We start from the raw sequence: 14,658 nt of genomic DNA, 5'->3' as shown, positions 1-14,658 counted from the left end.
CTGCGCGGCGTGCTCGCGACGAAGGCGGAGTCCGCGTGGCACCTGCACGAGCTCACGCGGGGCCAGGATCTCGACGCGTTCGTGCTCTTCTCCTCCTTGGCGGGCACTATCGGTGCCGCCGGGCAGGGTAACTACGCTGCTGCGAATGCCTACTTGGACGTGCTCGCCGAGTACCGCCGCTCCGAGGGACTCGCCGCCACCTCGATCGCCTGGGGCCCGTGGGCCGAGGACGGTCTCGCGGCCGAGAGTGAGGTCGTCGGCGCCCGGATGCGGCGCAGCGGCCTGCCGCCGATGGCGCCGCAGGGCGGTCTGACCGCGCTGGCCCGTGCCCTGGCGGTCGGCGACACCACGCTGGCCGTGGCCGATGTGGCCTGGGAGCGGTTCGCGCCCTCCTTCGTCTCGGTCCGCCCGTCCGCGCTGCTGGCCGACGTGGTCGAGGGCCTCGGGCTGGGCGGTGGCAACACTGCCGAGGTGGCCGTCGAACTCGTCGGCTGGGCCGGTCAGTTGGCCGGTATGTCGGCGGCGGAGCAGCTGTCGGCGGTGGTCGGTTGGGTGTGTGCCGAGGCGGCGTCGGTGCTGGGCTACGGCTCGGCGGACGCGGTGGCGGCCGGCCGGGCGTTCCGTGATCTGGGCTTCGATTCGCTGACGGCGGTGGAGCTGCGCAACCGTTTGGCGAAGCTGTCCGGCCAGCGGCTTCCGGCCGGGCTGGTCTTCGACTACCCGACGCCGCGCGTGCTGGGCGAGTTCCTGCTCGGCAAGCTCTCCGGCGCCCAGGCCGAACTCGCCGCCCCCGTCGCGGTGGTGGCTGCTCAGGACGACCCGATTGTGATCGTCGGCATGGCCTGCCGTTACCCCGGTGGGGCCACCTCCCCCGAGGCGCTGTGGCGGGTGCTGGAGTCCGGTACCGACACCATCGCGGAGTTCCCCAACGACCGTGGCTGGGACCTGGCATCGCTCTTCGCCGCGGGCGATGGCGCACGCCAGGGAGCTTTCCTGTACGAGGCGGGGGAGTTCGACGCGGACTTCTTCGGGATCTCGCCGCGTGAGGCGTTGGCGATGGACCCGCAGCAGCGGCTGCTGCTCGAAACCTCCTGGGAGCTGTTCGAGCAGGCCGGGATCGACCTGCCGGGCCTGCGCGGCACCCAGACCGGCGTGTTCGTCGGCACCAACGGCCAGGACTACCCGGCCCTGCTGGCCGCCGCGGCGGAGGACGTCGCCGGTCACGTGCTGACCGGCAACGCGGCGAGTGTGGTCTCGGGCCGGCTCTCCTACACCTTCGGTTTCGAGGGCCCGGCGGTTACCGTGGACACGGCCTGCTCCTCCTCGCTGGTCGCCCTCCACCTCGCCGTCCAGGCGCTGCGCAACGGCGAGTGCTCGCTCGCCGTGGCCGGTGGCGCGACCGTGATGTCGACCCCCGCCTCCTTCGCCGAGTTCGGGCGCCAGGGTGGCCTGGCCGCCGACAGTCGCTGCAAGGCCTTCGCCGCCTCGGCCGACGGCACCAGCTGGGGAGAGGGCGTAGGCCTGCTGCTCGTCGAGCGGCTGAGCGCTGCCGAGAGGCTCGGGCACTGGGTGCTGGCGACCGTGCGCGGCACGGCGGTGAACCAGGACGGTGCGTCCAACGGTCTGACCGCTCCGAACGGTCCGTCGCAGCAGCGGGTGATCCGGCAGGCGCTGGCGGTGGCCGGTCTGTCGGCCGACCAGGTCGACGTCGTGGAAGCACACGGCACCGGTACGGCGCTCGGAGACCCGATCGAGGCGGAGGCTCTGCTGGCCACGTACGGCCAGGACCGTGAGCGTCCGCTGCTGCTGGGTTCGGTGAAGTCGAACATCGGCCACACCCAGGCTGCTGCCGGTGTCGCGGGTGTGATCAAGATGGTGCTGGCGATGCGGCACGGTGTCGTTCCGCAGACCCTGCATGTGGACGAGCCGTCGCCGCAGATCGACTGGGCGGCGGGTGCGGTCGAGCTGGCGACCGAGAAGCAGGCCTGGCCGCAGCACGACGGCCCGCGCCGCGCGGGTGTCTCCTCCTTCGGCGTGAGCGGCACCAATGCCCACGCCATCCTGGAGGTCACCCCGGCCGAGTCCCCGGCTGCGGGCGCAGCCGACGGCGGGGCTGCGGCCTGGGTGCTCTCGGCCCGCACCGAGGCTGCACTGAACGCCCAGGCGCGGCAGCTGCTGAACCGGCTGGCCGAGACCGAGTACCGTCCGCAGGACGTCGGCCACTCGCTCGCGACGCAGCGCGCCGTGCTGGAGCGCCGGGCGGTGGTGGTCGGTGGTGACCGGGAGGCGCTGCTGGCCGGGCTGGCCGCTCTCGCGGAGGGCCGGGAGGCTCCGGGTGTGGTCAGGGGCACGGCGACGGAGGAGCCGAAGCTGGCCCTGCTGTTCTCCGGCCAGGGCAGCCAGCGGGCCGGAATGGGGCGTGAACTGTACGCCGCGTACCCGGTGTTCGCCGATGCGCTGGACGCGGTCTGCGCCCAGCTGGACGCCGAGCTGGACCGTCCGCTGCGCGAGGTGATGTTCGACGGGTCGAGCGACCTGCTCGACCAGACCGCGTACACCCAGGCTGCCCTGTTCGCCTTCGAGATCGCGCTGTACCGACTGGTGGAGTCCTGGGGTGTGCGCCCCGACGCCCTGACCGGCCACTCGATCGGTGAGATCGCCGCCGCGCACGTCGCGGGTGTGTTCTCCCTGGCCGACGCCTGCAAGCTGGTCGCCGCCCGGGGCCGTCTGATGCAGGCGCTCCCGGCCGGTGGCGCGATGCTTGCCGTGCAGGCCGCCGAGGCCGAGGTCCGGGCCGCGCTCACCGAGGGTGTCGACATCGCCGCCGTCAACGGCGCGGACTCGGTCGTCGTCTCCGGCCCCGAGGCGGACATCACCGCACTGGAGGCGGCCTGGCGGGCGGAGGGACGGAAGGTCAAGCGGCTCACTGTCAGCCACGCCTTCCACTCCCGACTGATGGACCCGATGCTGGCCGAGTTCCGCGCCGTCGCGGAGACGCTGGAGTACGCCCAGCCCCGCATCCCGGTGGTGCCCACCAGTACCGGTGAGTTCGCCACGGCCGAGTACTGGGTGCGGCACGTCCGCGAGACCGTCCGCTTCGCGGACGCGGTCGCCGAGCTGCGGGAGCGGGGTGCCGGGACCTTCCTGGAGATCGGCCCGGACGGTGTGCTGTCCGCGCTGGCCGAGGGCATCCCCGCCCAGCGTTCGGCCCGCCCCGAGGCCGAGACCCTGCTCACCGCGCTGGCCGCTCTGCACACCCGTGGCATCGCCGTCGACTGGTCCGCTCTCCACCCGGCGGCTGGCCGGGTCGACCTGCCGACCTACGCCTTCCAGCGGACCCGCTTCTGGCCGACCGTTCAGGCAGTGACCCCCGCTCCCGCCAACGACCTCGATGCCCGCTTCTGGGCGGCTGTCGAGCAGGAGGACCTGGCCGACCTCGCCACCACGCTCGACCTGCCCAGTGAGGATGCCCTCGCCCAGGTCCTGCCCGCCCTCTCCACCTGGCGCCGCCGCCGCGCGGCCGACGCGCAGACCGAGGGCTGGCGTTACGGCCTCACCTGGCAGCACACCACCTTCGCCGCCAACGCCCGCCTGGACGGCGTCTGGCTGATCGCCGTGCCGGCCGAGTCGGCGGACGACCCGTTCGCCGCCGCGACCGTCGCCGCCCTGACCCGCCACGGCGCCGAGGCGCGGCTGCTCCCGGTCGCCGTCGCCGACCGCTTCGACCGTGACCGCCTGGCCGCGCTGCTGCGCGCCCAGCAGGCTCCCGTCCGGGGCGTGCTGTCGCTGTTCGCGCTGGACGAGTCCGCGCACCCCGAACTGCCGGACGTACCGGCAGGGTTGGCCGCCACGCTGGCGCTGCTGCAGGCCCTCGGCGACGCGGGTGACACGGTCACCTCCCCGCTCTGGTGCCTGACCCGCGACGCCGTCGCGGTGACCCCCGGCGAGCGGCTGGGCGGTGCGCTGCAGGCGCACGTCTGGGGTCTGGGCCGGGCCGCCGCGCTGGAGTCGCCCGCGCTCTGGGGCGGGCTGGTCGACCTGGCCGCCGAGCCGGGCGCCGAGCAGCTCGACCTGCTCTGCCGGGTGCTCGCCGACCCGCAGGGGGAGGACCAGCTGGCGATCCGCCGGTCCGGCGCCCACGTGCGCCGCCTGGAGCACGCGCCGCTGCCGGTCTCCCGCCGCGAGCCGGCCGCCCCGCACGGCACCGTGCTGATCACCGGCGGTACGGGTGCGCTCGGCCGCGCGGTCGCCCGGGCCTACGCCGAGGACGGCGCCGGGCACCTGCTGCTGGTCAGCCGCCGCGGCCTGCAGGCCCCCGGGGCCGAGGAGTTCGCCGCCGAGCTGGCCGCTCTGGGCGCCGAGGTGACGGTGGCCGCCTGCGACGCGGCCGACCGCGAGGCGCTCGCCCGCCTGCTCGAGGGCGTCCCGGCCGCGCACCCGCTGACCTCCGTGGTGCACACCGCCGGTGTGCTGGACGACGGGGTGGCCGACCGGATGACCGCCGAGCGGCTCGCCCCGGTGCTGCGCGCCAAGGTCACCGCCGCGCTCAACCTGCACGAGCTGACGCAGAGCGAGAAGCTCACCGAGTTCGTGCTGTTCTCCTCCGTCTCCGGCACCATCGGCGGCGCCGGCCAGGCCAACTACGCCGCCGCCAACGCCTACGTGAACACCCTCGCCGAGCAGCGCCGGGCCGCCGGCCTGCCGGGCAGCGCGATCGCCTGGGGGCCGTGGGCCGAGGGCGGCATGGCGGCCGACGGCAGCGTGGTCGAGCAGCGCACCCGGCGGGCCGGTCTGCCCGCGATGACCCCCGAGGCGGCCACCACGGCCTACCGCCGTTCGCTGGACGCCGGCGGCCCGGCCCTGCTGGCGATCGTGGACGTGGACTGGGCCCGCTTCGCGCCCGGCTTCACGGCGGCCAGGCCGAGCCGGCTCTTCGACCGGCTGCCGGAGGCGATGGACGTCCTGGCCGCGTTCCAGGAGACCGGTACCGACCCGGGCACGCTCGACCTGTCCGCACGGCTGGCCCAACTCGCCCCGGGCGAGCGGGCGGAGGCGCTGCTGACCCTGGTCCGCGGCAAGGTCGCGCTGGTGCTCGGCCACACCTCGCCGCAGGCCGTCGAGCCCGACCGGGCCTTCAAGGACCTCGGCTTCGACTCGCTCACCGCCGTCGAGCTGCGCAACCAGCTCGGCGCCGCCAGTGGGCGGCAGCTGCCGCCCACCCTGGTCTTCGACTACCCGACCTCGGCCGATCTGGCCGCCCACCTGCACGCGGAGCTCTGCCCGCAGGACCAGGGCGGCGTGGCCTCCGTGCTCGCCGAGTTCGACCGCCTGGAGGCGGCGCTGGCCGCCCTCGCGGCCGAGGAGGACGACCGGACCCGGATCGCCGTGCGGCTCAACGCCGTGCTGGCGAAGTGGGGTTCGGCCGCAGCCGCCCGGGGCGCGGGCGCGCCCGAGGAGGCCGCCTCGGTCACCGACCAGCTCAACGAGGCGACCTCGGACGAGGTCTTCGCCTTCATCGACCGTGAACTCGGCATCGCCTGAGTCGCTGGCCCAGCCAGAGCACCTTCTTCCGATCAACTTCCCGAGGGGCCAGTAGACATGAGCGACGAGCAGAAGCTGCTTGACTACCTGAAGCGCGTCACCGCCGACCTCCACCAGACCCGCCAGCGGGTGAAGGAGCTGGAGGAGGGCGAGCAGGAGCCGATCGCCATCGTTGCCATGGCCTGCCGTTTCCCCGGCGGCGTACGCACGCCCGAGCAGCTCTGGGAAGTGCTCGCCGAGGGACGGGACGCGCTCGCCGACTTCCCCACCGACCGCGGCTGGGACTTGGACCGCCTCTTCGACGAGGACCCAGACCGGCCCGGCACCTCCTATGTCCGGCAGGGCGGATTCGTCACCGGCGCAGCCGAGTTCGACGCCGCGTTCTTCGGGATCTCGCCGCGCGAGGCGCTCGCCATGGACCCGCAGCAGCGGGTTCTGCTCGAGACCGCCTGGGAGGCGATCGAGCGGGCGGGCGTCGACCCGCAGGGGCTGCGCGGCTCCCGTACCGGTGTGTTCGTCGGCTCCAACGGGCAGGACTACGCGGCGCTGCTGATGGGCGCGACCCAGGACGTCGAGGGCTACGGCGGCACCGGGAACGCCGCCAGCGTGATGTCCGGCCGCCTCTCCTACACCCTGGGGCTGGAGGGCCCGGCGGTCACCGTCGACACGGCCTGTTCCTCCTCACTGGTGGCTCTGCACCTGGCCGTGCAGGCGCTGCGGGGCGGCGAGTGCTCGCTGGCCCTGGCCGGTGGCGTGACCATCATGGCCACCCCCAGCCCCTTCATCGAGTTCAGCAAGCAGCGCGGCCTGGCCGGGGACGGCCGCTGCAAGGCCTTCGCGGCCGCCGCCGACGGCACCGGCTGGGGCGAGGGCGTCGGCATGCTGCTGGTCGAGCGGCTCGCCGACGCGCAGCGGCTCGGCCACCCGGTGCTCGCGGTGGTGCGGGGCAGCGCCGTCAACCAGGACGGCGCCTCGAACGGCCTGACCGCCCCCAACGGCCCCTCGCAGCAGCGGGTCATCCTGCAGGCACTGGCCGGCGCCGGTCTCTCCCCGGACCAGGTCGACGTGGTCGAGGCGCACGGCACCGGCACGGCGCTCGGTGACCCGATCGAGGCCCAGGCGCTGCTCGCCACCTACGGCCAGGGCCGGCCCGCCGGCCGGCCGCTGCTGCTCGGCTCGGTGAAGTCCAACATCGGCCACACCCAGGCCGCCGCCGGTGTGGCCGGTGTGATCAAGATGGTGCTCGCGATGCAGCACGGCATCGTGCCGCAGACCCTGCACGTGGACGCGCCCTCGCCGCACGTGGACTGGACGGTGGGCGCGGTCGAGCTGCTGGCGGAGCGGCAGGACTGGCCGGAGACCGGCCGCCCGCGCCGGGCCGGCATCTCCTCCTTCGGCGTCAGCGGCACCAACGCGCACACCATCCTGGAGCAGGCACCCGAGCCCGCCGCCCCCGAGGCCGAGCGCACTCGCGAACTCCCGGTGAGCCTCTGGCCGTTGGCCGGTCGGACCGAGGAGGCGCTGCGCGAGCAGGCCGCCCGCCTGGCCGAGCTGCTCGGCCAGCGGCCGGGCACCGACCTGCTCGACCTCGCCCACTCGCTGGCCACCACCCGCTCCGCCCTCGAGCGCCGCGCCGCCGTGGTCGGCACCACCCGCGAGGAGCTGGCCGCCGCGCTGACCGCGCTGGCCGCCGAGGGCGAGGCCCCGCACACCGTGACCGGGTCCGCGGTCGCCGGGCGGACCGCCTTCCTGTTCTCCGGCCAGGGCAGCCAGCGGGCCGGGATGGGCCGTGAACTGTACGCCGCGTACCCCGAGTTCGCCGCCGGGCTGGACGCGGTGTGCGAGCAGTTCGACCTTGGCCGCCCGCTGCGCGAGGTGCTGTTCGAGGACTCCGACCTGCTCGGCCAGACCGTCTGGACCCAGGCCGGGCTGTTCGCGATCGAGGTCGCGCTCCACCGCCTGGTCGAGTCCTGGGGCCTGCGCGCCGACCTGCTGGCCGGGCACTCGATCGGCGAGATCGCCGCGGCACACGTTGCCGGCGTGCTCTCGCTTGAGGACGCCTGCAGGCTGGTCGCCGCCCGCGGCCGTCTGATGCAGGCGCTGCCGAGCGGCGGCGCGATGCTCGCCGTGCAGGCCACCGAGGAGGACGTCCGGGCCGCCCTGCGCGGCGCCGTGGACATCGCCGCCGTCAACGGCCCCGAGTCGGTGGTGGTCTCGGGCACCGAGGCGGACGTCGCGGCGCTCGAGGCGCACTGGCGGGAGGAGGGCCGCAAGGTCAAGCGGCTCACCGTCAGCCACGCCTTCCACTCCGCGCTGATGGACCCGATGCTCGCCGAGTTCCGCGCCGTGGCCGAGGAGTTGACCTACCACGCCCCGCAGATCCCGGTGGTCTCCAACCTCACCGGCTCGCTCGCCGAGGAGATCGCCACCCCCGAGTACTGGGTCCGCCACGTCCGCGAGGCCGTCCGCTTCGCCGACGGCGTCCGCACCCTGTACGCCCAGGGCGCGCGCACCTTCGTCGAGCTCGGCCCCGACGGGGTGCTCACCGCCATGGCGCAGCAGGTGCTCGACGGGGTGGACGAGCCCGTGGTGCTGGCCCCGCTGACCCGCGCTGGCCGCCCCGAGCCGCTCGCCCTCACCACCGCGCTGGCCGCCCTCGCCGTGCACGGCACCACCCCGGACTGGACCGCCTACTACGCGGGCACCGGCGCCCGCCGGACCGAGCTGCCCACCTACGCCTTCCAGCCCACCCGCTACTGGCTCGAGCAGAGCGGCGCACTCTTCGGCGACGCCGGCGCCATCGGCCTGGCGAGCGTCGGCCACCCGCTGCTCGCCGCCGCCGTCCAGCTCGCCGACACCGAAGGCACCCTGCTGACCGGCAGACTCTCGCTGCGCACCCACCCGTGGATCGCGGACCACGGCATCCTCGGCACCGTGCTGCTCCCCGGCACCGCCTTCCTCGAACTCGCCATCCGGGCCGGTGACCTGGTCGGCTGCGGCCAGGTGGACGAGCTGACCCTGCAGACCCCGCTGGTACTGCCCGCCGAGGGCGCCGTCCAGCTGCAGGTCTGGGTCGGCGCGGCGGACGAGGCCGACCGGCGTCCGATCAGCATCCACTCCCGCCGTCAGGGCGACTTCGCGGACGAGCAGCCGTGGGTACGCCACGCGCAGGGCTACCTGGTGGCCGAGGCCGCCGAGCCGGCCGGTTCGCTGGCCGAGTGGCCGCCGAGCGGCGCCGAGGCGGTCGACGTCTCCGGCTTCTACCAGGGCTGGGCCGAGACCGGGTTCCTCTACGGCCCGACCTTTCGCGGCCTGCGGGCCGCCTGGCGCCGCGGCGAGGAGGTCTTCGCCGAGGTCGTGCTGCCCGCCGAGGCCGACGCCGCCGACTACGGCATCCACCCCGCGCTGCTCGACGCCGGTCTGCACGCCATCGGCCTGGGCCGGTTCGTCGGCGGCGAGGCGCCCGCGCCCGGTGAGGGCCGACTGCCGTTCTCCTGGAGCGGTGTGTCCCTGCACGCCACCGGCGCCGCCGCCCTGCGGGTCCGGCTGGCCCCGGCCGGGACGGACGCGGTGAGCGTGCTGGTCACCGACCAGAGCGGCGAGGTGGTCGCCACCGTCGACTCGCTGGCCGTCCGCCGGGTGACCGCCCAGCAGCTGGAGCAGCCCAAGGAGGACAGCGGCGACGCGCTGCTGCACCTGGACTGGACCCCCGCGCCCGCCGCCGAGGGCGCGGGTGCGCTCGCCGACGCGCAGTGGCTGCTGCTCGGCGAGGGGCTGGAGCCGGCCGCCGAGCAGCTGACCGCGCTCGGTCTGTCGGCCGCGCGGATCGCCGCGCCCGCCGAGGCCCCCGAGCCCGGCGAGCGGCCGGTGGTCGCGCTGGCGGCGGTGAGCGGGGTCGAGCAGACCCTGGCGCTGCTGCAGCAGTGGCTGGCCGAGGACCGGCTGGCCGACGCCGGCCTGGTCGTGGTCACGACCGGCGCCGTCGCGGCCGCCTCCGGCGAGGAGGTCCGCGACCCGCGGGCCGCCGCCGTCTGGGGCCTGGTCCGCACCGCGCAGTCCGAGAACCCCGGCCGGGTGGTCCTGGCCGACGTGGACGGCACGCCCGAGTCCTGGTCCGCGCTGCCCGCCGCCCTCGCCTCCGGCGAGGCGCAGCTGGCCCTGCGGGCGGGCGCCGCGCTGCTGCCGCGCCTGGCCCGGCTGGACGCCGTCGCCGAACTCGCCGTCCCCGCCGGGGCGGTGGCCTGGCGCCTGGACAGCGCCGAGCGCGGCACGCTGGACGCGCTGGAGCTGGTCGAGATCCCCGTCGCGGAGCTCGCGGCGGGGGAGGTCCGGGTCGCGGTCCGCGCCGCCGGTGTGAACTTCCGTGACGTGCTGGGCGCCCTCGGCATGTACCCCGGCCCGGCCGGCCTGCTCGGCGGCGAGGGCGCGGGCGTGGTGGCCGAGGTCGGCCCGGGTGTCACCGGGCTGGCGGCCGGTGACCGGGTGCTCGGCATGTTCGTCGGCGGCTTCGGCCCCCAGGTCACCACCGACCACCGCCTGCTGGCCCGGATCCCCGACGGCTGGACCTTCGCCGAGGCCGCCTCGGTGCCGACCGTCTTCCTGACCGCCCTGTACGCCTGGTCCGACCTCGGCTCGGTGCGGGCCGGTGAGCGGGTGCTGGTGCACGCGGGTGCCGGTGGCGTCGGCATGGCCGCCATCCAGCTGGCCCGTCACCTGGGTGCGGAGGTCTTCGCGACGGCCGGCCCCGGCAAGTGGGACACGCTGCGTTCGCTCGGTCTCGATGACGACCACATCGCCTCCTCGCGTGACCTCGCCTTCGCGGAGAAGTTCCTCGCCGTGACCGGCGGGGAGGGCGTGGACGTCGTCCTCAACTCCCTCGCGGGCGAGTTCGTGGACGCCTCGCTCAGCCTGCTGCCGCGCGGCGGCCGGTTCCTGGAGATGGGCAAGACCGACATCCGCACCGAGGCGCCCGCAGGCGTGATGTACCGGGCCTTCGACCTGGTCGAGGCCGGTCCGGCCCGGATCGGCGAGCTGCTGGCCGAGCTGCTCGAGCTGTTCGCAGCCGGGGCCGTCGCGCTGTCGCCGGTGAAGGTGTGGGACGTGCGCCGGGCGCCGGAGGCGTTCCGCTTCGTCAGCCAGGCCAAGCACATCGGCAAGGTCGTTCTGACGGTCCCGCAGGCGATCGACCCCGCCCGCGAGGTGGTGATCACCGGCGGCACCGGTTCGCTCGGCGCACTGGTGGCCCGGCACCTGGTCGCCGAGTACGGCGCCCGCAAGCTGCTGCTGCTCTCGCGCCGGGGCCCCGAGGCCGCCGGTGCAGCCGAACTGGTGGCCGAGCTGGCCGAGTTGGGGGCCACAACCGAGGTCGCGGCCTGTGACGTCGCCGACCGAGAGGCGCTGGCGGGCGTGCTGGCGGGCCGTGAGCTGACCGCCGTGGTGCACACGGCCGGGGTGCTGGACGATGCGCTGATCGGCTCGCTGGACGCCGAGCGGCTGGCGGGCGTGTGGGCGCCGAAGGCCGGTGCGGCCTGGGCGCTGCACGAGCTCACCAAGGACCAGGACCTCGCCGCCTTCGTCCTGTTCTCCTCGGCCTCCGCCACCCTCGGCGGCACCGCGCAGGGCAACTACGCCGCCGCCAACGCCTTCCTCGACGCGCTGGCCGAGCACCGGCAGTCCCTCGGCCTGCCCGGCACCTCCTTCGCCTGGGGCCCGTGGGACCAGACCGGCGGCATGACCGCCGACCTCACCGAAGCCGACCTCACCCGGATGGCGCGCGGCGGCCTGCTGCCGCTGACCCGGGCCCAGGGCCTGGCCCTGCTGGACGCCGGCCTCGGCTCGGCGGGCGCCGCCCTGGTCGCCCTGCGGATCGATCTCGCGGTGCTGCGCGGCCAGGCGGCCACCGGGGCGCTCGCGCCGGTCTTCCGCGGCCTGGTGCGCGCCACCGGCCGCCGGGTGGTCGGAACGAAGGCGGCCGGCGGGCGGTCGGCGCTGGTCGAGCGGCTGGCGCCGCTGGCCGGGGCCGAGCGCTCGCGCGCCGTGCTCGACCTGGTGCGCGGCGCCGCGGCCGCGGTGCTCGGCCACGGCTCGCCGGAGGCGGTGGAGGCCGGCCGGGCGTTCAAGGAGCTCGGCTTCGACTCGCTGACCGCCGTCGAGCTGCGCAACCGCCTCGGCGGTGCGACCGGCCTGCGACTGCCCGCGACCCTGGTCTTCGACTACCCGACCCCGCAGGTGCTCGCCGAGTACGTGCTCGGCGAGCTCGCGGAGGAGCTCGGCAGCGCCGGCGCTGCCGCCGCGCAGGTGGTCGCCACCGGCGGCGCGGTGGACGAGCCGCTGGCGATCGTCGGCATGGCCTGCCGGTTCCCCGGCGGGGTGGACTCGCCAGAGGCCCTCTGGCAGCTGGTCAGCACCGGCGGCGACGCCATCGGCGGCTTCCCGACCGACCGCGGCTGGGACCTCGACGGCCTCTACGACCCCGAGGGCGAGACCCCCGGCACCAGCTATGTGCAGTCCGGCGGATTCCTCTACGGCGCAAGCGAGTTCGACCCCGGCTTCTTCGGCATCTCGCCGCGCGAGGCGCTCGCCATGGACCCGCAGCAGCGCCTGCTGCTCGAGGCCGCCTGGGAGACCTTCGAGCGGGCCGGCATCGACCCGCACTCGCTGCGCGGCAGCCGGACGGGCGTCTTCGTCGGCGCCGCCGCCTCCGGCTACGGCACCGGACTGGTCAGCGTCCCCGAGGGCATCGAGGGCCACCTGCTCACCGGCAACACCCCGAGCGTGATCTCCGGCCGACTCTCCTACACCTTCGGACTGGAGGGCCCGGCCGTCACCGTCGACACCGCCTGCTCCTCCTCGCTGGTCGCCCTCCACCTGGCGGGGCAGGCGCTGCGCGGCGGCGAGTGCACGATGGCGCTGGTAGGCGGCGTGACCGTGATGGCCACGCCGGGTATCTTCACCGAGTTCTCCAAGCAGGGCGGTCTCTCCGGCGACGGCCGCTGCCGCGCCTTCGCGGCCGGTGCGGACGGCACGGGCTGGGCCGAGGGCGCGGGCATGCTGCTGGTCGAGCCGCTCTCCCAGGCGCAGCGCCTCGGCCACAACGTGCTTGCGGTGGTGCGGGGTTCGGCGGTCAACCAGGACGGTGCCTCGAACGGCCTCACCGCGCCGAACGGCCCCTCGCAGCAACGGGTGATCCGCCAGGCCCTCGCCAATGCCCGGCTGACGGCCGACCAGGTCGACGTGGTCGAGGCGCACGGCACCGGTACGGCGCTCGGCGACCCGATCGAGGCCCAGGCCCTGCTCGCCACGTACGGCCGGGACCGGGCGGCCGAGCAGCCGCTGTGGCTCGGCTCGATCAAGTCCAACCTCGGCCACACCCAGGCGGCTGCCGGCGTGGCGGGTGTCATCAAGATGGTGCTGGCGATGCAGGGCGGCCTGCTGCCGAAGACCCTGCATGTGGACGCCCCTACCCCGCACGTGGACTGGGCGGCAGGTGCGGTCGAGCTGCTCACCGAGACCCGCGACTGGCCGGCCACCGGCGAGCCGCGCCGGGCCGCCGTCTCCTCCTTCGGCATCAGCGGCACCAACGCGCACGTCATCCTGGAGCAGGCCCCGGCCGCCGAACTCGCCACCCCTGCGAAGGCGGTGGCGAAGCCGATCGAGGCCGGCGCGGTGTTGCCGCTGGTGGTGTCGGGCCGTGGTGAGGCCGCGCTGCGGGCGCAGATCGAGCGGATCGCCGGGATCACCGGTGTCGACGGCGATGCGGCGGCGGTGGCGGCTGCGCTGGTGCGCGGGCGGGCGGTGTTCGAGGACCGGGCGGTGCTGATCGGCGATCAGGAAGTCATCGGGCGCTCGATCGGCGATGGCGGGGTGGTGCTGGTCTTCCCGGGCCAGGGTTCGCAGTGGGTCGGGATGGCGTCGGGTCTGATGGCCGCCTCGCCGGTCTTCGCTCGCTCCATCACGGACTGCGCGGCCGCGCTGAAGCCCTTCGTGGACTGGGATCTCGAAGAGGCCCTGGAGAGCCGCGAGTTGCTGGAGCGGGTGGACGTGGTCCAGCCGGTGCTGTTCTCGGTGATGGTCTCGCTGGCCGCGCTGTGGCGTTCGATGGGCGTGACGGTGTCGGCGGTGGTGGGTCACTCGCAGGGTGAGATCGCTGCGGCGTGTGTCGCCGGCGCGCTGTCGCTGGAGGACGCGGCGCGGGTGGTCGCGCTGCGGGCGAAGGCGCTGGCGCGGGTGGCGGGTTCGGGCGGGATGGTGTCGCTGTTCGCCTCGGCGGAGAAGGCCGAGGAGCTGCTGGGCGGCTTCGAGGGCCGGGTCGGTGTCGCGGCCGTCAACGGCCCCGGTTCGGTGGTCGTCTCCGGTGAGGCCGCCGCGCTGGACGAGTTCATGGCGCTGTGCGCGTCGGTGAGCGTCGACGCCCGCCGGGTGAATGTGGACTACGCCTCGCACTCCGCGCAGATGGAGCTGCTTGAGGCGGAGATCCTGGAGGCTCTCGCGCCGATCACCGGGCTCACCCCGGCCATCCCGATGTTCTCCACCTACACGGGGGAGTGGGTCAAGCCCGGTGAGCTGGGGGCACGTTACTGGTACGAGAACCTGCGCCACCCGGTCCGTCTGCAGTTGGCGGTGGAGGAGTTGGCGAAGGCCGGCCACCGCGTCTTCGTGGAGTCCAGCCCGCACCCGGTGCTGACGGTCGGCGTGCAGGATACCCTGGGGGACAGCGGTGTTGCCCAGGGCACCCTGCGGCGGGAGCAGGGCGACGCGACCCGGTTCCTGACCGCCGTTGCCGAGGCCTTCGTCAACGGCGCCACCGTCGACTGGACCCGGGTGCTCACGGACGCGGGCCAGGTCGAGCTGCCCACCTACCCCTTCCAGCGTGAGCGGCTCTGGCTGGAGTCCGGCGTCGCGGCGGCCGCTCTCGCGGCTGCGGCGGTGGCAGCGAGTGCTGGTGATCCGGCGGAGGCCGGGTTCTGGGCGGCGGTGGACGGTGGCGACCTGGCGGGGCTGTCGGATGCGCTCGGGGTGGACAGTGCTGCGCCGTTCGGTGAGGTGGTGCCGGCGATCGCGGCGTGGCGGCGTGGTCGTCGTGAGGCTTCGGTGGTGGACGACTGGCGTTACCGGGTG

2 protein-coding genes are annotated in these 14,658 nt (G+C 74.8%); both read left to right on the top strand.

The features are described from left to right. A partial coding sequence (locus ABT095_RS37555; RefSeq protein WP_502885140.1) for a type I polyketide synthase occupies positions 1-5,541 on the top strand: 5,541 nt, incomplete at its 5' end. A gap of 57 nt (positions 5,542-5,598) precedes the next feature. Further along, positions 5,599-14,658, top strand: a 9,060-nt coding sequence (locus ABT095_RS37550; protein WP_350534114.1) for a beta-ketoacyl synthase N-terminal-like domain-containing protein, incomplete at its 3' end; no start/stop codon positions are given.

It is taken from the genome of Kitasatospora sp. NPDC002227, assembly GCF_040296285.1.
GTDB lineage: Bacteria > Actinomycetota > Actinomycetes > Streptomycetales > Streptomycetaceae > Kitasatospora.
The sequence above is the reverse complement of the archived record's forward strand: the minus strand, read 5'-3'. Positions and strand labels throughout refer to the sequence as shown.